This is a genomic window from Vibrio sp. D401a, from assembly GCF_030248515.1.
Lineage (GTDB): Bacteria > Pseudomonadota > Gammaproteobacteria > Enterobacterales > Vibrionaceae > Vibrio > Vibrio rotiferianus.
On record NZ_JAHGAI010000035.1, the window covers coordinates 83,718 to 104,961 of the forward strand.

17 protein-coding genes are annotated in these 21,244 nt (G+C 46.2%); 9 read left to right on the forward strand and 8 right to left on the reverse strand.

Going from position 1 to position 21,244, the window contains the following annotated elements:
• Nucleotides 1-48: 48 nt before the first annotated feature.
• Together KIV41_RS14440 and KIV41_RS14445 are read right to left on the reverse strand one after the other, a co-directional pair.
• Nucleotides 49-1,836 (reverse strand): transporter, encoded by a 1,788-nt coding sequence (locus KIV41_RS14440; protein WP_285336878.1) that lies wholly within the window; start codon nucleotides 1,834-1,836, stop codon nucleotides 49-51.
• 414 nt (nucleotides 1,837-2,250) lie between these two features.
• Entirely contained in the window at nucleotides 2,251-4,032 is a 1,782-nt protein-coding gene (locus tag KIV41_RS14445) for a transporter (protein WP_285336879.1), read from the reverse strand.
• 1,430 nt (nucleotides 4,033-5,462) lie between these two features.
• Here KIV41_RS14445 and KIV41_RS14450 point away from each other — a divergent pair.
• Entirely contained in the window at nucleotides 5,463-6,722 is a 1,260-nt protein-coding gene (locus tag KIV41_RS14450; RefSeq protein ID WP_032802640.1) for an alginate lyase family protein, read from the forward strand.
• 71 nt (nucleotides 6,723-6,793) lie between these two features.
• The gene (locus KIV41_RS14455; RefSeq protein ID WP_020195684.1) at nucleotides 6,794-7,510 is read left to right on the forward strand and encodes an oligogalacturonate-specific porin KdgM family protein; all 717 of its coding nucleotides are present in this window, start codon (nucleotides 6,794-6,796) and stop codon (nucleotides 7,508-7,510) included.
• Between the two features lie 163 nt (nucleotides 7,511-7,673).
• Here the strand turns inward: KIV41_RS14455 and KIV41_RS14460 are convergent, their stop codons facing one another.
• The 4 genes from KIV41_RS14460 to KIV41_RS14475 form a co-directional block, all read right to left on the reverse strand.
• Nucleotides 7,674-8,558 carry a DMT family transporter gene (locus KIV41_RS14460; protein WP_285336882.1) on the reverse strand — a complete coding sequence of 295 codons (885 nt, stop codon included), beginning with the start codon at nucleotides 8,556-8,558 and terminating at the stop codon, nucleotides 7,674-7,676.
• A gap of 18 nt (nucleotides 8,559-8,576) precedes the next feature.
• Nucleotides 8,577-9,293 (reverse strand): 3'-5' exonuclease, encoded by a 717-nt coding sequence (locus tag KIV41_RS14465; protein ID WP_041055069.1) that lies wholly within the window; start codon nucleotides 9,291-9,293, stop codon nucleotides 8,577-8,579.
• Nucleotides 9,293-11,155, reverse strand: a complete 1,863-nt coding sequence (locus tag KIV41_RS14470) for a putative nucleotidyltransferase substrate binding domain-containing protein (protein WP_285336884.1) — start codon at nucleotides 11,153-11,155, stop codon at nucleotides 9,293-9,295. Before KIV41_RS14470 ends, KIV41_RS14465 begins: the two co-directional genes overlap by 1 nt.
• 173 nt (nucleotides 11,156-11,328) lie before the next feature.
• The gene (locus KIV41_RS14475) at nucleotides 11,329-12,048 is read right to left on the reverse strand and encodes a FadR/GntR family transcriptional regulator (RefSeq protein ID WP_020197014.1); all 720 of its coding nucleotides are present in this window, start codon (nucleotides 12,046-12,048) and stop codon (nucleotides 11,329-11,331) included.
• Nucleotides 12,049-12,416: 368 nt separating this feature from the next.
• Between KIV41_RS14475 and KIV41_RS14480 the strand changes: the two genes are divergently transcribed.
• From KIV41_RS14480 to KIV41_RS14510, 7 genes are all read left to right on the forward strand, one after another.
• A complete protein-coding gene (locus KIV41_RS14480; RefSeq protein ID WP_005437107.1) occupies nucleotides 12,417-13,193 on the forward strand; it encodes an SDR family NAD(P)-dependent oxidoreductase in 777 nt (258 codons plus the stop codon).
• A 119-nt stretch (nucleotides 13,194-13,312) separates the two neighbouring features.
• Nucleotides 13,313-14,029, forward strand: coding sequence for a FadR/GntR family transcriptional regulator (locus KIV41_RS14485; protein WP_005437108.1), 717 nt, complete (start codon nucleotides 13,313-13,315; stop codon nucleotides 14,027-14,029).
• A gap of 183 nt (nucleotides 14,030-14,212) precedes the next feature.
• Complete coding sequence (locus tag KIV41_RS14490; RefSeq protein ID WP_373417612.1) at nucleotides 14,213-15,502, forward strand: MATE family efflux transporter; 1,290 nt, start codon at nucleotides 14,213-14,215, stop codon at nucleotides 15,500-15,502.
• A gap of 189 nt (nucleotides 15,503-15,691) precedes the next feature.
• Complete coding sequence (locus tag KIV41_RS14495; protein WP_285336889.1) at nucleotides 15,692-16,678, forward strand: permease; 987 nt, start codon at nucleotides 15,692-15,694, stop codon at nucleotides 16,676-16,678.
• A 33-nt stretch (nucleotides 16,679-16,711) separates the two neighbouring features.
• The gene (locus KIV41_RS14500; protein ID WP_285336891.1) at nucleotides 16,712-16,960 is read left to right on the forward strand and encodes a thioredoxin family protein; all 249 of its coding nucleotides are present in this window, start codon (nucleotides 16,712-16,714) and stop codon (nucleotides 16,958-16,960) included.
• 83 nt (nucleotides 16,961-17,043) lie between these two features.
• Entirely contained in the window at nucleotides 17,044-17,559 is a 516-nt protein-coding gene (locus KIV41_RS14505) for a sigma-70 family RNA polymerase sigma factor (RefSeq protein ID WP_285336892.1), read from the forward strand.
• Nucleotides 17,560-17,659: 100 nt separating this feature from the next.
• Complete coding sequence (locus KIV41_RS14510; RefSeq protein ID WP_009705715.1) at nucleotides 17,660-18,214, forward strand: hypothetical protein; 555 nt, start codon at nucleotides 17,660-17,662, stop codon at nucleotides 18,212-18,214.
• Between the two features lie 449 nt (nucleotides 18,215-18,663).
• On the opposite strand, the gene KIV41_RS14515 is transcribed toward KIV41_RS14510, so the two are convergent.
• Together KIV41_RS14515 and KIV41_RS14520 are read right to left on the reverse strand one after the other, a co-directional pair.
• Nucleotides 18,664-19,623: a chromosome partitioning protein ParA gene (locus KIV41_RS14515; RefSeq protein ID WP_285336893.1), complete on the reverse strand. Its 960-nt coding sequence runs from the start codon at nucleotides 19,621-19,623 to the stop codon at nucleotides 18,664-18,666.
• Nucleotides 19,620-20,948 (reverse strand): sphingomyelin phosphodiesterase, encoded by a 1,329-nt coding sequence (locus tag KIV41_RS14520; protein ID WP_285336894.1) that lies wholly within the window; start codon nucleotides 20,946-20,948, stop codon nucleotides 19,620-19,622. Before KIV41_RS14520 ends, KIV41_RS14515 begins: the two co-directional genes overlap by 4 nt.
• Between the last annotated feature and the right edge of the window lie 296 nt (nucleotides 20,949-21,244).

A 21,244-nucleotide genomic window follows, 5' to 3' on the forward strand; every position in this document is an offset into this window, starting at 1 on the left:
TTTGTAGAAGCACAAAAAGCGGTTGAATACTCAACCGCTTGTTTCTCGTTATGAGTTCTCCGTTATTGGAGCCCCCTCAGAAGCGCGCTCTGCGTTGCCATCGACTGCTCTCATCAGCGCCACGCCGACGCCAAGAACAATCACACCACAGAACACGAAAATCATGCGTCCCCAGAATGGGTTAGGCAGTAAGAACATCGCCATCACACCCACACCAGACACCGCAATCAACGAACCCAACATTTGGCGTTGTTTGTTATCCAGTTTTTTCTGTTCCGTTGAGTCAGAAACCAACGGTGTTGCTAAGTTATTGAAGAAGCGGTCAACGTCTTGTTGGCGTTTCTCTTCAAGCGGTTTGTAGAACAGTGTCGACAGAGCAAAGAAGCCTGCGGTAAACACCAAGTGACCAATCAAACCAACCGCAACTTTTAGATCTGACCATTCACGACCTGTTAGAGGCTGAAGATCAAACCAGTTTTGAATCATTTCCGGTGTGATGACAAAACCAACCGTGTAAGACACGATGCCACCTACCACCAATGTGCCCCAGCCAGCCCAGTCCGGTGTTCTCTTGATGAAGAAGCCACAGAACGCAGGAATCGTCATTGGGAAACCAATCAACGCGCCAACGTACATCATGGTGTCGAACAGGCTCAGACCTTTTAGCGAGTTGATGAACAGAGCAATCAAGATGATCGCGATGCCGAAGAAGGTAGAGGTGATTTTCGATACGATCATCAGCTCTTTTTCTGTCGCGTTCGGGCGCAGAATCGGCAAGTAGAAGTTCATCACGAAGATGCCTGAGTTACGGTTCAAACCCGAGTCCATTGACGACATCGTCGCTGCAAACATCGCTGAAATCAGCAGACCAACCATGCCCGCTGGCATGTATTGCTCAACAAAATACAAGTAAGCAAAATCACCCGCTTTTGAGCCTGCTTCTGGGTAATGCGCTGATAGGTCAACACCTTGGCTTGCAATGAACCAAGAAGGGGTAAACCAAATCAATACGCCCACTGTCATAAGTACACACGCAAGCAGTGCAGCTTTCTTCGCGTTCTTAGAGTCTTTTGCCGCTAGGTAACGGTGACAGTTCAACATGTTGTTGTTGATAGAGAACTGCTTTAAGAAAATGAACACTGCCCAGATACCAAAAATACTGAGGTAGTTCAGGTTGTTACCCGTTACAAAAGTCCCGTTTTCTTGAACAGGGAAGTTCGCAATGATTTCTGCAATACCGCCGCCTTTTACTACCGCAACCACAGCACACGTCACTGTTACTGCCATGATGATGACCATCTGCATAAAGTCAGATGCGATAACCGCCCAAGAGCCGCCCGTTACGGACATCATCAGTACCACTAAACCCGTGATCCAAATGGTGGTTGTCATATCGAAGCCGAAAATGCCCGATGCGATGATCGCCAAACCATTCAACCAGATACCCGCAGAAATCACGCTGCTTGGCATGCCAGACCAAGTGAATACTTGCTCGTTAAAGCGACCAAAGCGCATGCGAATCGCATCAATCGGCGTGATAACGCGCAGCTGGCGGAATTTCGGTGCGAAGTACAGGTAGTTCATCAAGTAACCGAACGCATTCGCTAAGAAGATAGTCGCTACAGCGAAGCCATCGGTGTACGCTTTACCGGCCGCACCAGTAAATGTCCAAGCACTGAACTGGGTCATAAACGCCGTTGCGCCTACCATCCACCACAGCATGTTGCCGCCCCCGCGGAAGTAGTCACTGGTGGTGCTTGTAAATGTTCTAAACATCCAGCCTATCGCAATGAGGAATAGGAAATAGATGCCAACAATCAGGGTATTGAGTTCCATTTTTCGACCTTCTCATAGTCATTGATTTCTGCCGGATATATTATCCGTTCGATTATTTATTTGTACTACAATAATTCAATTGTGTGATGAGGTGATTAATACTGGAAATCTGCTTGACCCAGTACATTCTTCTGCTTCTATCTACACAAACTGATGGTTGTGAACTTAAAATATATTATTCAATAACTTATGGTGAGTTTTGTCAGTATGGAACCCCGTTAATCACATTCGCTTATCGTTTCAACAAGAAACTTTGGTTATACATTTCGCTTGTTTTGTATGATTATTTCTTTGTTAAATTCGCTGGTTATTTAATGTCTCAACCGCAACGGACTTAACAAAAAAGTAAACAAATAGACCTGAGTGATAAGGGAAGAATGAAGCGGCTGTGTACAACCGCTTCATAAGGTAGATTTAGCTTTCGGTTACTGCTTGTTGGGTTTGAGTACCGTTGTCGTCAACCGCTTTAACAAGTAGTAGACCAACGCCACCAACAATGGCACCACACAAGATGAAGACTAAGCGTCCCCACATTGGGTTTGGCAGTAGCGCCATCAGCATTACGCCTACACCAGCGACTGCGATAAGTTTGCCAAGCATTTGACGTTGCTTGTTATCAAGAATTTTCTGCTCTGTAGATTCAGCAACAAGTGGTGTTGATAGGTTGTCGAAGAACTTATCTACGTCTGCTTGACGTTTCTCATTTAGAGGCTTGTAGAACAGCGTTGATAGAACGAAGAAGCCACCCGTTAGCGTAATGTGGCCAACTAGACCAATCGCGACTTTAACGTCTGACCATTCACGGCCAGTAAGCTGCTCAAGACCGAATGCTGAAGAAACCATGTCAGCAGTGACAACGAAACCAACAACGTAAGAGACAAGACCACCGACAATCAGCGTGCCCCAACCAGCCCAGTCTGGCGTTTTCTTAATAAAGAAGCCTAGGAATGCAGGGATGGTCATTGGGAAGCCGATCAAGGCACCAACGTACATCATGGTGTCGAACAGGCTCAGGCCTTTTAGTGAGTTGATAAACTGCGCAACCAGGATGATGGCAATACCAAAAACCGTTGAGGTAATTTTCGATACCGTTACCAGCTCTTTCTCTGATGCTTGGCCACGGCGAATCACTGGTTCGTAGAAGTTTTTAACGAAGATACCAGAGTTGCGGTTTAGACCTGAGTCCATTGAAGACATGGTCGCGGCAAACATTGCTGCTACGAGAAGGCCAACCATACCCGCAGGCATGTACTCTTGCACGAAGTAAAGGTAAGCGAAGTCGCCTGCTTTGCTGCCTGCATCTGGGTAAGCGGCTGATAGGTCAACGCCTTGACCCGCAATGTACCAAGAAGGCATGAACCAAATGAATACACCGCCTAGCATTAGAACACACGCTAGCAATGCCGCTTTCTTCGCGTTTTTCGAGTCTTTTGCTGCAAGGTAGCGGTAAGAGTTCAACATGTTGTTGGTAATAGAGAACTGCTTAACAAAGATGAAGAACGCCCAAATGCTAAAAATGCTTAGGTAGTTCAGGTTGTTACCAGAGACGAAAGAACCGCCTTCTGCAACAGGGAAGTTACTGATGACTTCAGTAATGCCGCCGCCTTGAACGATCGCAACAACTGCACAAGTTACCGTTACCGCCATGATGATCACCATCTGCATGAAGTCAGACGCGATAACTGCCCAGGAGCCACCCGTCACTGACATCATCAGTACCACCAAACCGGTAATCCAGATGGTTGCTGTCATATCAAAGCCGAAAATACCAGAAGCGATGATCGCCAGTGCATTCAACCAAACACCAGCAGATACCACACTGTTTGGCATGGAAGACCAAGTAAAGACTTGTTCGTTCGTGGTGCCGAAACGCATACGAATCGCTTCAATTACCGTTACTACACGTAGCTGGCGGAACTTTGGTGCGAAATACGCAAAGTTCATGAAGTAACCGAATGCGTTTGCTAGGAAGATAACCGCAACCGCGAAACCATCGTTATAAGCTTTACCAGCAGCACCAGTAAACGTCCATGCAGAGAACTGCGTCATGAAGGCCGTTGCACCAACCATCCACCAAAGCATGTTGCCGCCGCCTCGGAAATAGTCACTAGTCGTATTGGTAAACGTTCTGAACATCCAACCTATTGCAATTAAGAATAGAAAGTAGATGCCTACAATAAGGGTATTGAGTTCCATCTTTAGACCTTTTGATCGTTATTTAATGTCTTGAGGCAATACTAACTATCAGTTTGCTTATTTGTAGTACAATAACTCAAAAGCGTGACGAATGATCCGGAATGGGTCATTTCAATAATCATACAAGTGATCATGATCGGATATTGACATTGCACTCAAAAGGGGAAGGGTGCACCAACTCAATATCACGACAAGTTATCAATGCCTTTGGCGTGCACTCGATTGGTTCAATAGCGTTTATAGCCTTAGTTAATAAGGGTTATAACGGCGTAAGAAGGTGTGAAGTATTGTCAGATTTGTATGACTATTGCAGATAAAAAAACGCCCACGACATGCCTGTAATGCGTGGGCGAAAAACGGTATTGATACCGTCTGAGCCAAGGGCTCTGTTGGATTGCAATAGAACAGTGAAACGAGGTTCTGGATGTAGCTGAAAGATACTCGAGGGGTATATCTCTCATCGCTGCTAAGCACGTTACGCTGTAAGATCTTCGACAATCATTGCAAAGTTCAACAAAGCTAGGCTCTGTAAAGTGTTGTTATGATATGGGAGCAACTATACCAATCGACACAAGTCATCATCCTCGTCTGATCGATCTCGGCGCTTTACTTATGCCGATTGGTATTAAACATTTCCCACTTAAGTAACTACTCCTAAAAACTCAATTAGTCATAACCAATTAAGCGTTTTCCTTGGCTTGCTACCTATTGATAGCGAAACCAGGCTGTTGATTTGTCTCTATAAGTGTCTGTTACAAAAGATAAACCGCTACAGCCATTTAAGTCCAATGAGAACCACAACCGTTGGAAGTAACAACAAGCTGCTTAGAACCATCAAGACTTGAGCAACAGCGAGTAGGGATGACAAAACAGTATTCTTCAATGTTGAAAGTTTCACTGGTCGCATCCATCTTGTTCGCTGTACCTTGCTTCTATTTACTATTTCTTCTACTTACTTATTTCTTCTACTTACTTATTTCTTCTATCCACTTATGCCTCAGCCTGACATAAGTGACCTCTGCTTATATAGTCGCGGCCTTTCTCATTTCGTCTCTATAACCAAGCGATGCTTAACCTGTTATTGGACTCTATGTAGAAAAGGGCAGAACGAAAAAGAGCGCGTCAATAACAATTTGATGTTCTGTGTCTCAAAAACTTGAAATGATTATATTGTATGACAAATAAAAATGAACTCATTTGGTGCCAAAATATGCGGTAGAGCACATTTTTAGCCTAAATATTAAGACAATTAATGAGCCGTAAATATCGGTAATATATTTAATATCAATAAGTTAATGTAAGCTTTGGTGGTTGTAACAAAGTTTGATAGCGTGGATAAATCATACAATTAGATCTAATTCACAGAACGCTAAACATCGGCTAGGTACTATATTTGTAGTATTTTAACTCAAGATATAAGGCCGATAATAATGAAACCCCTACGACCTCTACATCTAGCAACCTGCCTCAGCGCCATTCTTTTCAGTGCTAACACTCTTGCTGCAGACTTTGTGTTCCTTGATGAAGCAACGCTTGAACAAAACCGCGCTGTTTTACAGTCAGATAAAGCGAGCGATTCAATGAAAGACGCGTACGACCGTCTTATTGAAGAAGCAGAACTGGCGATGAAAGATGGCCCGTTCACGGTAACAGCGAAAGGTATGACGCCACCAAGCGGTAGCAAAAACGATTACATGAGCATCAGCCCGTACTGGTGGCCAGATGAATCGAAAGAAGATGGTCTTCCTTGGGTTCGTCACGATGGCAAAACTAACCCAGCCTCCAAAACAGCTGAAACAGACTCTAAACGTATTGGTCACTTCACTCGTTCTGTTCGCGCATTGGCATTGGCTTATTACTTCAGCCAAGACGAGAAATACGCAAAACAAGGTATCGAATACGTTCGTACTTGGTTCATGAATGATGAAACTAAGATGAACCCGAACGTGAATTACGGTCAGGGTGTACCTGGTCGTGCAGAAGGTCGTCGCGGCGGCATTATTGATACGCGTACTCTGGCCGATCGCATGCTGGATTCGATCGCCATCCTTTCGCTTTCTCCTGCTTGGACGGATAAAGACGAACAGCAAATCACGCAGTGGTACGGCGAATACTTAGATTGGTTGATTGTTGACGATCTATCAGGTGGCCCGAAAGGCGAAGCTGCTGCGGCAAACAACCACGGCACTTGGTATGACTTCCAAGTCGCCAGTATTGCTTACTTCTTAGGTAATGAGCCTCTCGCAAAACAGATGGTTCAAAAAGGCAAGATGCGCGTAGACACTCAGTTCGAAAAAGACGGCTCTCAGCCTCATGAAATCGAACGTACTCGTGCATACCACTACCACTACTTCAGTTTAGATCCATTGGTCGGCATCGCTCAAATCGGCGACAAAGTGGGCATCGACCTATGGCACTACCAAAACAAGAAAGGTGGCTCATTAGCGCAAGGTATTCAGCTAATGGCGACTTATCAAGATCCTGCGTCTGACTGGCCATACACCGCGAAAGACAATCCACGCCGCGTAGAGCGCATGACACCGATTTACCTAAAAGCAGGTGTGGCGATGGAGAAACCTGAGTGGGTGAAACTGGCAACCGAAACTGACTTTAGCCGCTTCACAGTGAAGAAGAACTTGGCAGAAGTTTGGGCTCAGCGCGATATCGAATTGCTTTACCCAAAACAATAAAACCCTAAAAAGGGCGGCGTGTATGCGCGTCGTCACTTTGAAATACAATTTATTTACAGTGGAACACTACTATGACTTCTAAAAAACAAATTGCTTTAGCGATCGCGACAACCCTTTTTGCAGGTAGCATTTCAGCCGCGTCACTAGACTTCCGTGAAGAATACAAACACGATTCAGAGCAGTGGGCAGGTCGTATCAAAATTGGTGGCAGCACAGGTAACCATTACTACGGCGTAGAGATGAAGCACACTGGTAACTTAAGCGAGCTTCAGCGTGGTGATAGCGAATTCGAATACGGCTACCACTTCAAATTTGATAACAACTGGCGTGTAACCACATCGATGCCAATTACCTTTGGTGACGAAGCCGTAACGTACAAACCTCAGGTTCGTGTTCAATACAAATTTGATTCTGGTATCACAACCAAGCTTCGCTACCGTCACGAGTTCCGCAACTACGCATCTGGTAAAACATCAACAGGTCTAGACGGCAAACAACACGATTCACTGAACGCGAGTAAAATCACGGGTAACATCGATTACAACTGGAACGCTTGGCAATTTGGTTTTGAAGCAAACTACAAAGAAGATTTCTTCAGCGATGAGTGGAAGCTAGGTAACCGCGATGGTAAGTACGAATGGGACTACAACTTTAAACTTGGCTACAAAGAGAAAGGTTGGGATTGGCGTCCATACGTAGAATTCGGTAACGTTCAATGTAACAGCTCTTGTGATGACAGCTCATCACGTCAGCTACGTAGCCGTGTTGGTGTGACGTACAGCTTCTAATCCAAGCCACAAATAAATTAAGATTCTTTCCAATAGCCCGCCCCCGAAGCGGGCTATTTTTGTATGGTTTTTCCAAGATTTCAGTACAAGAGCATATCAACATGAACCTAAAAACGTCCGCATGATCGATGTTTAGTCCACTTCGGTTGGTAACTTTTCTTATTTACTGCGTTTCTTGAACGGTTTGGGGTTGTCGTTTGTTACCCAACAAACGCTGCCAATTGAGGGGCATCATCGGCAGCACAATCAGGATGATCCCGAGCGCGGTAAACAAGTCAGGTATTTCATCAAACCACATCACGCCGAACAATGTCACAAATGCCAGTCCAGAATATTCAGCCAGTGCAATCTGGCTCGCAGGTGCACGCTTAAACGCTTTGACCACCAAGGCGTGGTAAGCAAGTACAAACAAGTTAATCGCCACAATCCACATCAGGTGTTGCCAAGTAATGGCTTGCCATTGAGGGTAGGCGAGCAATAAAGCTACTGGTAATGTCATTAACGTTGTCCAAAATAAGGTGCACACCAAAGGCTGCTCTTGTGGCATACGACGAATAAGGATGTTGCCCACACCGATAGCAAGCGCACTGCCGAGCGCAATGATTGCAGCCCAATGGAAATGTTCGGGACGAAGCACAATTAAGACGCCACCAAAACCAATCAAAGTACCGAAAATCTTACCCTTAGAAGGTTTTTCTTTAAGGAAGATAACCGAGAGCGGCAGCACCAATAGTGGACCGACATAGAAAATCGCATTCGCTGTCGCCAATGGCAGATGGGTGATTGCTACCATAGCGCTGGCACTGCCTATCAAAATCAATTGCGCACGCCAGAAGGTGATCCAATCGCATCCCATTTGACGTTCTCGTTTATCCAAACGAAGCCAAAGAGGTAACAGCAACACCAGACTGATTAATTGGCGAATAAAGACGTATTGAAAAGTGGGCACTTCGCCATTAAGCATTTTGAGGGACACGTCGGAAAGAGACGCGACCAAGTTCGCCGCCACCAAAAGGAAGATGGCGCTAGAGACATCAGATTTTTTCATATTGGAATGGTTAGAGAGTTAGAGACTCAATCGATAAAGGGTACCGATGGTGGTTTTTCCTTGAGGAGTAATGCGAGTTTTTTGTGCCAACAACAGCTCTGCCGTCGCGACCGCATCCGCTAACGCATTGTGTCCGTTGTACTCAGGCAGCCCATAGCGAGCGCGAGTACCTGAGAGAGTGACATCAATTTCGTCACGAGGATTAATCGCTTTCTGTAGATGCTTTTCAATGCACATGGTGTCGAGCCAAACCAACGGTGGTTCACTGAGTTTAAACACCCGCTGTAGATACTGATTGATGAACTGGGTTTCGACCACACAAGCGTGAGCGACCAAGATCTTGCCTTTGGCAGCATGGAAAAATGCACGCATGGCATCATGGATTGAAACGCCTTCGGACAGCATTTGCGGCGTAATATGGTTGATCACCGCGGTTTCTGGTTTGATTTGCGAATCACTATTGATGTACATGTGTTGGCTGGTGGCCAGATCCACTTTGCCATTCGCAATGTCTACCCAACCGATCGACAAAATCAAATCTTCTTCGCTGTCTAAGCCGGTTGTCTCCAAATCCAGCACAATGTAATTGGCGTCTTGTGCAAATTGTGCCGCTTCCAGACGTGGTGTTTGAACCAGCGCTTTGATGTGCTCTGGCATGGTTGTCTGTTTCACGTATTGCTCGCGCTTTCGATTCAGACGCGAGCAAGGATGAAAGTGTTCTAGGATTCGCTTCATTAACGGCTCCCAAAGCGCACTTTCGCCGCTTCCTGCAAATCAGCAATAATGCGGAAGGCGTCTTTCAGGTGCTGGCGTTCAAAGCTACCGAACGTATTTGGATCGATGTGGTTATTTGGCTCTTCACCGCGTTTCAGTGCTTCTAACTGATGACCAAAACGGAACGACAAGATGAACTGGTAGGCGTTAAGGATGTTCTTGTAAGCATCTTCACTCAATACGCCCGCTTCATTCGCGGCCTTGAAACGCTCGTCGGTTGCCGTTAAATCACACTCAACCGCCAAACCATAAATACGCGCCAAATCAATGATCAGATTGATGGCGTACTTCTTCACATCGAGCGTCTTCTTGTTCTCACCCGACTTCTCCAAAACCAAACTGTTGAAGATGCCCAAGGGTGGGTTGGTGTTCACCGCATCGTTCACAAGCATGGAGAGGAACTCACGATTGCTGCGAATGTTGGTATGCAGTTCATCTCGCAAGATGCTCTCATAATCTTTATTGCCGTAAAGGGTACGAATTTCCAAGAACACGCTGATGTTTAGCAAGCGCTCGTATTCTGGGTTGGCAACCCATTTTTTGTAGTACTTCTTCCAGACGCTCAGAGGTTGGCACCACTTTGGCGTTGCGGCCATAAATTTGCCTGGACACAAAGGGTAATCACAGCTTGCAAGGCCGTTACTGACGATCATAGCAAGATGCTTGAAGTAAATTCGGTCGTTCTCTGTCGCGTGGTCAGCAAGGACGATCGCGCTGTCTTGATCCGACAACATGTGGACTTCGTTACGAGCGTGAGAGCCTGCCACGATCCATGAGAACTTACATGGCGGTGGACCAAGTTTATCAATCGCGATTTGAATCAAGCGACGCGTGTAGGCATCCATGATCATCGTCATCACTTTACCGATGACTTCCGGTGAAACGTGCCCATCAACTAGCGCTTCAAAGATCGCTTGGCGCTCTGGGGTAAAGCTCGACAGGGATTTCACGCTGCCTGCGTATTTGATTTTCTCGATCAAGAAGATGGCTTGCACACGGTGGTTTTGCACAAGGTGTGTCGTAGTAAGCACGCCGACGACCTTGTTGTTTTCTACTAATGGCAGGTTGCGAATATTGTGCTGCATCATCATCGATGCGGCATGCAGGACGAGATCATCCGGTTTGATGGTTTGCGGATCGTGCGTCATCACTTCAGAAATAGGGCGGTCAGTACTTACCCCTTGTGCGATAACACGCTTGGTCATATCGCGGTCGGTAATCAAGCCTACGATTTTGTCGTTCTCGTAAACCACGGCGCATGGCGAGCATTTGGTCAACATCTCGTTTGCAACGGTTTGAATCGACTGGTCGGCAGTCACCACAGCAACGCGACCGCTGGCAACTTCGCCAACGCGGCGAATGAACAAGCCTTTCTCTTTGTTTGACCACACCACATCCAGAGCAGATTTCAAACGAACTTGCGCTTGAGAAGCAAAGTGCTCTGCACATTCAGGGTGGGCTTCGAACAGTTTTTTAAGCGCCGAGTTGGGAATCACGTAAACCAGTGAGTTCTCAATCGCGATGGCACGGTAGCCCTTCGTGCTGTCGATTTGGCTGCCAAGAAAGGTGAAGCCAAAGATGTCTTCTGGCCCCAGTTTCGCACGTAGCACACCATCGGACTTTCTTTGCTCCATAGAGCCAGTACGTATGATGTAGAGTGACTTTTCTTGGCCTGTCGCGCATTGGTCAATGACTTCACCTTTGCCAAGGTAGGTAATCTGCACGTGCGATGCGAGTTCACGCAAGGCGGGTTTTGGGATCTTGTCGAATGGGTCGATTTGCCCAATAAATTGCAGGATGTTTGGCAGCAAAGATTCAGTCATAACACAGCACTTTAATAAATTTAATTTGTATTATTATATATCTAAATTTAATCAAAGTATCACTGAATAAGAAGTTTTTTGTGAGGATAGAGAGGATTCTGGCTGAAGTAAGAGGGGAGTAGATACAAAAAAGCACGCGAAGGACGCGTGCTTTCAATGGTTTGTCGCTGAACTTATTTTACTGGCGCTAAGCGGTGCTTAGAGTCTAATAAGTGATTCGCTGATGCTTGGCGCGCTTTGTCTGCGTTACCTGCCATGATTGCATCGTAAATCTGACGGTGTTCTTTGATACAAGTACTGCCTTCTTCCGAAGAGTGCGCAATAAAGTTAACGAACATCGTCGTTAGGATATTGCCGAACGGTAGGTAGAAGTCGTTACCTGTTGCATTGAAGATCAGGCTGTGGAAGCGTGTATCCACTTCCATCCATTTTTCGTGATCAAACTCTTCCGCTTCTGCAACGTCGACCATCTGTTGGAAAGTTTCAGATAATTCAATACGTTGTTCCGCAGTCGCGTGGATAGCAGCAAGTGCACATGCCTCTGGCTCGATCGCACGGCGTAAACCAAGGAATTGACCACAGAACTGATCAGTATCAGCAAGACCGTCCATCCATTCAATCAGTTGAGGATCTAAGAAGTTCCAGTAAGCGCGGTTGATGACGCGAGTACCAACTTTAGGACGCGACTCAAGTAGACCTTTCGACGTTAGCAATTTCACTGCTTCACGTAGTGCAGTGCGGCTGATGCCAAATTGCTCACAAAGAACCATTTCGCCAGGTAGGATAGAGCCCTGAGGAAGCTTACCAGACAAAATACCACGTGCGATTTCACGCGCTACTTGCACATGAAGGCTTCGCTTAGAGCCTGAGATAGAATGAAATTCGCCAGACATAATCTTCACTTAATTGCTAAATATGTATTATTTAAGCCGTACTATAGCACTCTTGCACCCACCCACCAAGCAGATGTGAACGTAATATAAGAAGGTTCACATAACGCGTGTTTTCACCAGACACAATCAATGATTGCGTTGACTTGACCGCTTCTTCAATATCGTTTTTATCGCTATCAGGTTGTTAAAATATTCATACAAATAATAGCTGTAAAATACTACTTGTTGTGACCCAAACCACAAATGTAGCGCAAACCTGACGAATTTTGCCGGATCTCGCTCAATTGGGCGCAAATACGCTTGCGACCGAAAGATCTTATTGTATGATTTATTTCGAAAGCACGAATAACTAACATAGGTAAACCGTCATGTTTAACGATTTGAAAGGTAAGCGCGTACTTATCACTGGTTCTACGTCAGGTATGGGCCTAGCGGCGGCACGCGTGTTCGCAAAATACGGCGCTAAAATCGGCATTAACAGTCATCAAACCGGTCCTGACGCAGATGCTGCAGTGACTGAGCTAACCGCACTTGGTGGCGATGTTAAGTTTTTCCAAGCGAACCTTATGGTGACCGCAGATTGCGAAAAACTGGTTAAGGAATTTACCGATCATTTCGGTGGCATGGACGTGCTAATCAACAACGCTGGTGGTCTTGGCGGTCGTGAAAACCTAGAAAACATCGATGATGAGTTCTACAACCGCGTGATGGATCTGAACGCTCGTTCTGCGTTGATGACAACCAAATATTCAATCCCGCATTTACGTGCGTCGGCAGCGGAGTCTGGTGAGACTGCATGTGTGATCAGCACTGGCTCTATCGCAGCTCGTGAAGGTGGCGGTGTTGGTGCTGGTATCTACGCAGCATCAAAAGCGTGGTTACACGACATTCACCGTAACTGGGTGAAAGAGTTCACTAAAGACAATATCCGTTTCAACATCGTTTCTCCAGGCACTATCGACACCGCATTTCACGATGGTAAATCTGACGAGTTGAAAGCAGCAATTGCAAGCGGTATCCCTATGGGTCGCTTCGGCCGAATCGAAGAAGTGGCACCAACGTTTGCTTTCTTCGCTTCACACGCATGTTCTGGTTACATCACTGGCCAAGTGCTGGATGTAAACGGCGGACAAATGGCGCCATAAGCGCTGACCTATTTCGTTTCAGACGAATACACTGACCTCAAAAAGCCAGCTTCGTCTGGCTTTTTTTGATCATTTATCAAGTGCTACGGCACTGGAAGCATAATTATAAGGAGCGTCAAATGGCAAAGTTTTCTCTTGTGGAGGATTCACACCGCAAGATCCATGTGCAAGTTGCCAGACAAATCGCCCGCAAAATACTGTCAGGTGAGCTAAACCAAAATGAAAAGCTACCCAATGAGATGGATCTCTGTGACGCGTTTGGCGTGAGTCGCACAGCATTACGCGAGTCAACCAAACTGCTCTCAGCAAAAGGGTTAATTGAGTCAAAGCCGAAGGTGGGAACGACCATTCGTGCGCGCAACCATTGGCATTTTCTCGACCCTCAACTCTTGGAATGGATTCAAGATTTAGAAGATACCGAGCCGTTTCTGGCTCAGTTTTTGGGGTTGCGTAAAGCGATTGAACCAGAGGCTTGTGCCTTAGCGGCGAATAACGCAACGGCAGAGCAACGCAAAGAATTGTCGGTCATTTTTCAGCGTATGACCATGGCGGCCAATCGTTTCGATTATGACGATTGGACGGTCAACGACCACCTGTTCCACCAGACAATATTCCTTGCAACAGGCAATCAATTCTACATTCCGTTTAGCAATATCTTGTCGACCATCTTCAAGCAGTTTATCGATCATTCAGCTGAAGGCGGTCGATTCTGTATTGAAGAGCATCGCGCGATTTACGATGCCATTATGGCGGGGAATGGAGACCAAGCTCGCATCGCGTCGCATACATTGCTTAACGACGAAAACCAAAAACTGGCTCAGGTCGTCAACGGTTGATGAATCAACGTGTATTTGGCTTTGCTCTAACGGTGAAAGAATAGGGCAAGGCCAACGTTTAGCGGCAACGGCTTACTTGCTAGTTGCGCTTGTGACAACTCCGAAAGGTCTACCATGTCTTCCCAACCCTATATAAGAAAAAATCTCTCCCTTGCTTGGCCGTTGGCCTTGAACGCATTATTAATGCAGTCGATGTTAATGATCGACACCTTCCTTGTCTCACCACTCGGTGAAGTTTCCCTTGCTGCCATGGGTATTGCTACCACAATCGTCTCCTTTGTTTTAGGTATCCAAATGGCGTTGGCGAACGGCTCACAGTTGGTACTCAGTCGTGCAGTTGGATCTGGGCAACACCTGTCGCTGAACAAAGGTTTCTGGGCGGGCTTAATTATCAACGTTTTGGTCGCGGTTGTGTTTTGGACACTGATTACCGCCTTCGACAAAGCGTTGATCAGTAAGTTGACCGACAACGTTGCCCTTTATGCTGAAACCGAACGTTACCTTGCTGTCGCCAAGTTCATCATCATCTTCAACGCGATTACTCAAGTTATGATCGCCTTGTTTAATGCTCTTGGCCGAACCAAAGTGCCGTTCAAAGGTTACTTGATTGAGCTGCCAATCAACATGGCAATGTCGTACGTGTTGATTCATGGCTTTGCTGGTTTTGAGGGTATTGGTGTGCAAGGCGCGGCAGCAGGCAGCTTAATCGCCATCACCATTAGATTGCTGTACTTAACGCTTTGTATTCGATGGGATAATTCCATCGTCTTGTCGATTAAGAACCTAGATGCGTCACTGAAGGCCAACACGCTAAATCACTTTAAAGAGATTTTCCCCGTTGCAGCAAACGTGACTATGTTGCAAACCGGCGCGACTATCTACATGTTGTTGTACTCACAGCTGACATTGAACGCGTACGTAGCGATGACCATCGTGATGCCTTGGATCAAAGCAGGGACTCAGTTCATCACGGCTTGGGCACACTCGTCGGCGATCACGATCAGTCAAGCGATTGGTTCACGACAAATGGATGAACTGCGTAAGAATGTTGATATCAGCATCGACATGGCTGTGATGATCTCGTTTGTCTCTGCGGCGTTCTTCTTAGCCTTGAGTTTTGTTCTACCGGATTTATACCCAGACCTAGATCCAAGCACCTACGTTGCCCTCGCTTCTATAGCGCCGTTATACGTCTTTCTGCCGATTGTTCGTGGCTATAACACGGTACACGGCCACGTGTTACGTGCGTTGGGCAAGACCACAGAAGTCTTCAAGATCAACTTCACGGGTCAGTGGATTGTGTCCATCCCATTGTGTGCATTAATCATTCTGCATTGGGATCTCTCTTTCTTCTGGGCATTTGCCGTTATGCCATTTGAAGAAATAGTGAAAGCACTGCCATTTAGGCACTTGGCGCGTAAATCACTCAACGAGTTTGATCTGAAGAAAGCTGAGAAGCTTATGTATGACTGACTGTTTAGGTAAAGCTAAAAGAAATCTCTATCAATCATGCTGGGGCGGTAGGTTACTTGAAAGGCGTGTTCGGCTTAAACCTGTTCTGAAATCGGGTCTGAAAATTACGACCAAAAAATAATTCAAAAAAGTGTGCATCCTTTTGCGACCTCAAACGTGTTAGAGGTAAATCGTTTAGAGGGTGCCACTATGTTGGACATTTTTACCCATTTTGCCGACTGGCTGACGTATTCCATTTTCAATTTGGAAGCCAGCACTTCAATGGCAAAAGGTGTTCATTTCTTTATTGAAGACACAAGTAAGATCCTAGTCTTACTGGTTGTGTTGATTTACGTTATCTCCGTACTGAGAGCTAGCCTTAGTGTGGACAAAGTTCGCCAAAATCTGCAAGGCAAGCACCGTGGTGTGGGGTACTTTCTTGGTTCTCTGTTTGGTGCGATTACCCCGTTTTGCTCGTGCAGTTCTATTCCTCTGTTTATGGGTTTTGTCTCCGCGCGCCTTCCTATTGGTGTGACCATCGCATTTCTTATTACCTCGCCTCTGATCAACGAGGTGGTGGTCATCATGCTTGGCAGTGTCCTTGGTCTGAAATTCACCATCATGTACGTCGTCATTGGTATGTTGCTGGGCATTTTTTCAGGCTTTGTTCTAGATGCTTTTAAAGCTCACCGTTGGTTACAACCATTCCTCGCCGAGGCGTATCAAAAAGCCAATGAGCTAGATGCGCTGCCTCAAACGGCGATTGAGTCTCCGGTAATGACGTTGAAACAACGCCACGAATTTGCCGTGAACGAAACCAGTACCATCTTCAAGCGCATTTGGATTTGGGTCTTTGTTGGGGTGGGTATCGGTGCGTTTATTCATGGTTTTGTTCCGGCTGATTGGTTCGAGCAAAACCTCGCACATGGACAATGGTGGACGGTGCCACTTGCCACGCTCAGCGCTATTCCAATTTACACCAACGCTACGGGCATCGTGCCAATCATGGCGTCGTTGATAGACAAAGGCATGCCACTGGGAACCACACTTGCGTTTTGCATGGGAGCGGTCGCCGTGAGCTTGCCAGAGTTCATGATGCTCAAACAAGTCATGCAATACCGATTACTTGGTGTCATCGCGGGTTACTTGCTGGTGGCAATTTCCATCACGGGTTGGTTGTTTAACTTCTTCTATTAATCACAACAGAGCAAGTGCTCACAGGAGTCTGATATGAAAAGCATTCAAGTTTATGGTTCAGGTTGTAAGAACTGCATCGTCACCGCAGAACGTTTTGCCGAGGTTGCACAAGAGCTAGGGCAGCAAGTCAGCATTGAAAAAGTCACCAGTTTAGAAGCCATCATGAAAGCGGGCATTATGAGCACACCGGGTGTCGCGATTAATGGCGAGTTGAAACACACAGGTTCGGTGCCATCTGTTGATCTGGTTCGCGATTTGCTCAAAGAAGATGTTGTAGCGTAAAGGCAAGGAAAGCGCGTCGCGCGTGCGGATTGTTTGAATGAGCACGCGCGACGACCAATCGAGATTCAAGAATGAAATGTTTGATGAATGCGTGGAACCATGCAGAACCGAGCCTTTATGGTTGGCTACTAAAGCAAACCCAAAATCCGCATGAAGCGGAAGACATCATGCAAGAAGTGTTTCTGAAAGCCATGGAGAACAGCGAGCGTTTCTGTACATTGCATGACGGCAAATCATGGTTGTTTAAGATGACCAGAAACCACTTCGTTGACCAACTAAGACGGAAAATCCAATCGGTAGAAATCGAAGAGTTTGTCACGCCAACAGAAATTTCTCCCGCAATGGTTCAACTTCAACGCTGTCTTCCCAAGGTATTGGTGAAACTTACCGAGCAAGAACGTGATGTGATAGAGCAATGTGACCTCAACGGCATGGCACAAAAAGCTTACGCAGAAAAACACCAGCTCAGCCTGCCAGCTGTGAAGGCGCGTTTACGCCGAGCCCGAATAGAGCTCAAAAGCATTTTAGTGAGCGAGTGCAAAGTGACCCAAGACCAAACGGGCGTCTGCTGCTTTAAGTCTTTTCAAGCTGAACCTTAAATCTTTCTGACAGTAACGTTTCTGATTTAAATTTATTGATAATAATTCTCATTACGCTATGTTTGTGGTCTTAAATACACTCATTGTTGCGGAGACCAACATGGAACACTCGGATATTACTCAACTGCTTATTCCAAAGAGTGATTGGGCATCGCCTGATCTTTTTCTTTATGAAGGGGAAGACAAACTTCGTCTGAGCTTAGAAGGCGCAATTCAATACAGTGGATTGAACAGCATTGGTGGCGTAGTTCTGGGCTTTAGAATGATCCAATACGCGGTGCAACTGGCGGCGGGTGATCAGTCTTTGCAACGAGATGGCATCAGTATTTATACCGCGTTCCCTGGGCGAGGTGCTCAAGATGCTTTTGAATACACATGCCGCGCGCTACGTGATAAACGTTATTGCTGCGATACCACATTGCACCACCCAGCAGCGCAAACTGGGCAACGTGGTCAGTTTCTATTTACGATTCGTTTGAATGAACAATCTATGGTGATGACACCTGCAAACGGACTACCAAGAAAAAGCTACTTTGAAGCCGACCGACATTCACAAGACAGCCGAGAAGCGGCATTGAAATGGCGAGATGAGAAGATCAACTTCGCTAACACGCTCTTGAGCTTGCCTCCGGAAGAGTGCTTGCGAGTGTTGTAACCCTTGAGTTGCACCAAAGAATGAATAACAAAAGGTCGCTCGCTTACAATTGAGCGACCTTCTTGTATCAAGCATTCGCTGAAACCAGATTCCTAGTCGCGCCTAGGCTTGCTGGAATGACCCAGTTTAAGCTTTGAGTTAGTGGAAGCCGTATTTGTTGCCTACGACTACGAACTCAAACATCGTCATTCTGAAAAACGAGGGATGAGTGTAATTCAGAATCTACTCACCAAGTGCTGTTGAATCTTAGTGCTCTCGCAAATCCACAGCTTATTGGAACCAGATTCCTAGTCGCGCTTAGGCTTGCTGGAATGACCCCGTTTAAGTTTTGAGTTAGTAGGAGCTGTAATTGTTGCCTACGATCACGAACCCAAACATTGTCATTCCCTAGAGCGAAGAATGAGCGAGTAGGGAATCTCTCACTTCCAATTGCGCAGACAAACGAGCCGTTAGCCAGCAAAAAACTCCCGACGAAAATCCGCTACCTCTTGCTCGTAATAACGCTGCCATTCCGAGTCCGATAAACTTGCGTGGCTAGTGGCTCTTTGCGTTGCTAGTTTGGATTCAAGCTGCTGCAACTCACTCTGATAATCGCGCACTTGCTGCTTTTGCTTGGCGACTTGTCGTTCGCGAGCGTGTATATCTTCACTCTCTTGTTCTGAAAGGTAAGTTTGTTGAAGCTCCTCAATCAAAGCCTCGCGCTCTGTTTGGCTCACGTTATTCGGAATTAACCCCACCGCACGCTCGTACTTTGCCTGCTCGCTGGCTAATCCCAACGTTTCCTCATTGCCTTGCCACTCTTGAACTAAATCCTTAAAGGCTTGCACGTAGTCTTGAGCCGGAATCGAATTCAACTGCTCTGCCTGCAAACTAAAATCGTAAAGGGCAAATTCATCAGCAAAAATGACTTCGGCCAGCTCACCCCATATCTTTTTTGCTTCCGCTTTGAGAAGGGCAACACGAGAGGCGAGCGGTTGCTGCTCATCAAACAACAAATCACCCACACTTTGCTGCCACAAACTATTGAGCTGATGGTAGTTCGCTAATAAAGCAAAGCGCTCACTCGACATATAACTTTCCAGTTCGGCCAGCTTAGATTCGCAGTTATGGTCAGACATACACGTGTGCCAGAAGGTCTCTATCTCGGCTTTTAATGCACGACCTCTGGCGTCATTCAAACGTCCAGCAATGGCTTTAATTGGAGAAGGGGTATCTTTGGCTTTCGGGACAATTTTTTTACTGGCAGTTTGATTTACTGATGAAGAAGAATGACCACTGGTATCTTGCTCAGCATGCCCTTCAATAACAGAAGAAAACGGAAACAAGCTTTCACGCTTATCACCCGCCATTGAGAACCAAATCGTGCCCGCCACAACGGCGGACACAGTAACTAACGCAATACGCTTCATGGTTTGATCACAGCGCTAACAGGGAAGTGATCCGACAGATTGTAATGCTTCCACAAACTCTCCGCTGTTGAGCGTGGAATGTCGACACGGTTATCGTTAAACGACTTCACGCCATATTCATTACTCACCACCACGTAGTCAAGGTACTCCACATTCTCGCCACCAGATAAAGCCTCTCCGGCAAAGTTGTTAATGCGAGGATCGAAGGTCGAAGCGGTATAACCTGAGTACTGCGGTTCTATCGCACTTAAATTCGCAATCATCTGCTGGTAGTCACCAGGGAACTTCAACTTGTTCACGTTAAAGTCGCCGCTGTAAACCACTGTCTCGTTGGTCGGGATATTCAGAGATTGAGCCATTGTGCGGATCTGCTTGAATTGGCGCTGACGATATTCGCGCGCCGTATCCGTATCAAAAGACGCAGTATGAGTCGCGAACACATGGTAAGCCTGACCGCCTTTGATGATCTTCGCATAATTCACGCCCTTATCGGCAAAACAATCCGTGCCCGAGCAATCTGGGAAGACGTATTGAGCCTGATTGACGATAGGGTAGCGACTCACAATGAGCACGCCACCGTCGTAAATATTGAAGCCTTCTTTATCCAGCATTTTAGTCTGGTATGGATATTCTTTTGCAAGCTCACGCAAGAACGCATCACGTCCGCTGGCAAATACCTCTTGCAGTGCCAGCACATCGTAACCTTTGACGTAATCAGGAATGAGCTCGTAACGATCGCCAATGTGAGAAGCAATCGCAGGCAGTGCCCAGATGTTATAAGTCATTAGCTTCAGGTTTTGCTCATCGGTATCGACGACTTCATCCACCTTGTTTGGCGTGATGGTGTAATACAAATCATCATAACGAGCTGTGCTGGCAGATTTAAACGCCAGTTCAGAAGTACGGTCGCCAAATGCGTCGGTACTAGCGCGGTGAATATTGCGATCGTCTTTGAGTGCTAAGTCCACATCCGCCGCAGACAAGCCATATTCAATCGTAGAGTTATACCAATGGCCTTCCATCACTTGGTTAAGCGTGATGCTCTCACCTTGTGGGTTAGACACCACGGTTTCAAAGCGATAGTTCTGACCAGATTTCACGCCTTCCCAGCGATTAAAGCTCAGTACGGATTTGGTTTCCCAAGGGCCAAGCACTTGCACATGCTGCTGCCATTCTTCTCCGTATTTAAGCAAATCACTGCCTTCGTGTTTCACTTGAATGGTTAACGGTTGGTTTGAGTTATTGGTGAGGTATACGTCCGTATCTGCCAAGCTCGGTAATGCCACTAAACCGCTTAGCAAAAGACTCCACTGCGAAAATTTCATCTTGTTTATCCATAAGTTGTGTTAGAGCAATAATTCTTATTTATAAATATGACTAGCACGTTAAATATGGATGACAGAAAGGCACTCAGCAGAATTAGTTAGCGAGTTGTGATCTTTGTTCGGATTGAATTGCAATTTGAGAGACTTTGTTTACCCGATGCTGCTCGCTATCTATATGAAAATAAACGATTGTCACCATAAAAACTTCTTGTGAAAAATGAGAAGGTTTCACGCATATAAACCTGATTGACTGTGATACCGTTAGCGTATGTATCAGTTGGAAATTCGTCACTTTG

Bases quoted from the DNA above. Each gene is read 5' to 3' on its own strand.
- KIV41_RS14440 (WP_285336878.1), bottom strand. From the start codon at position 1,836: ATGGAACTCAATACCCTGATTGTTGGCATCTATTTCCTATTCCTCATT.
- KIV41_RS14445 (WP_285336879.1), bottom strand. From the start codon at position 4,032: ATGGAACTCAATACCCTTATTGTAGGCATCTACTTTCTATTCTTAATT.
- KIV41_RS14450 (WP_032802640.1), top strand. From the start codon at position 5,463: ATGAAACCCCTACGACCTCTACATCTAGCAACCTGCCTCAGCGCCATT.
- KIV41_RS14455 (WP_020195684.1), top strand. From the start codon at position 6,794: ATGACTTCTAAAAAACAAATTGCTTTAGCGATCGCGACAACCCTTTTT.
- KIV41_RS14460 (WP_285336882.1), bottom strand. From the start codon at position 8,558: ATGAAAAAATCTGATGTCTCTAGCGCCATCTTCCTTTTGGTGGCGGCG.
- KIV41_RS14465 (WP_041055069.1), bottom strand. From the start codon at position 9,293: ATGAAGCGAATCCTAGAACACTTTCATCCTTGCTCGCGTCTGAATCGA.
- KIV41_RS14470 (WP_285336884.1), bottom strand. From the start codon at position 11,155: ATGACTGAATCTTTGCTGCCAAACATCCTGCAATTTATTGGGCAAATC.
- KIV41_RS14475 (WP_020197014.1), bottom strand. From the start codon at position 12,048: ATGTCTGGCGAATTTCATTCTATCTCAGGCTCTAAGCGAAGCCTTCAT.
- KIV41_RS14480 (WP_005437107.1), top strand. From the start codon at position 12,417: ATGTTTAACGATTTGAAAGGTAAGCGCGTACTTATCACTGGTTCTACG.
- KIV41_RS14485 (WP_005437108.1), top strand. From the start codon at position 13,313: ATGGCAAAGTTTTCTCTTGTGGAGGATTCACACCGCAAGATCCATGTG.
- KIV41_RS14490 (WP_373417612.1), top strand. From the start codon at position 14,213: ATGCAGTCGATGTTAATGATCGACACCTTCCTTGTCTCACCACTCGGT.
- KIV41_RS14495 (WP_285336889.1), top strand. From the start codon at position 15,692: ATGTTGGACATTTTTACCCATTTTGCCGACTGGCTGACGTATTCCATT.
- KIV41_RS14500 (WP_285336891.1), top strand. From the start codon at position 16,712: ATGAAAAGCATTCAAGTTTATGGTTCAGGTTGTAAGAACTGCATCGTC.
- KIV41_RS14505 (WP_285336892.1), top strand. From the start codon at position 17,044: ATGAATGCGTGGAACCATGCAGAACCGAGCCTTTATGGTTGGCTACTA.
- KIV41_RS14510 (WP_009705715.1), top strand. From the start codon at position 17,660: ATGGAACACTCGGATATTACTCAACTGCTTATTCCAAAGAGTGATTGG.
- KIV41_RS14515 (WP_285336893.1), bottom strand. From the start codon at position 19,623: ATGAAGCGTATTGCGTTAGTTACTGTGTCCGCCGTTGTGGCGGGCACG.
- KIV41_RS14520 (WP_285336894.1), bottom strand. From the start codon at position 20,948: ATGAAATTTTCGCAGTGGAGTCTTTTGCTAAGCGGTTTAGTGGCATTA.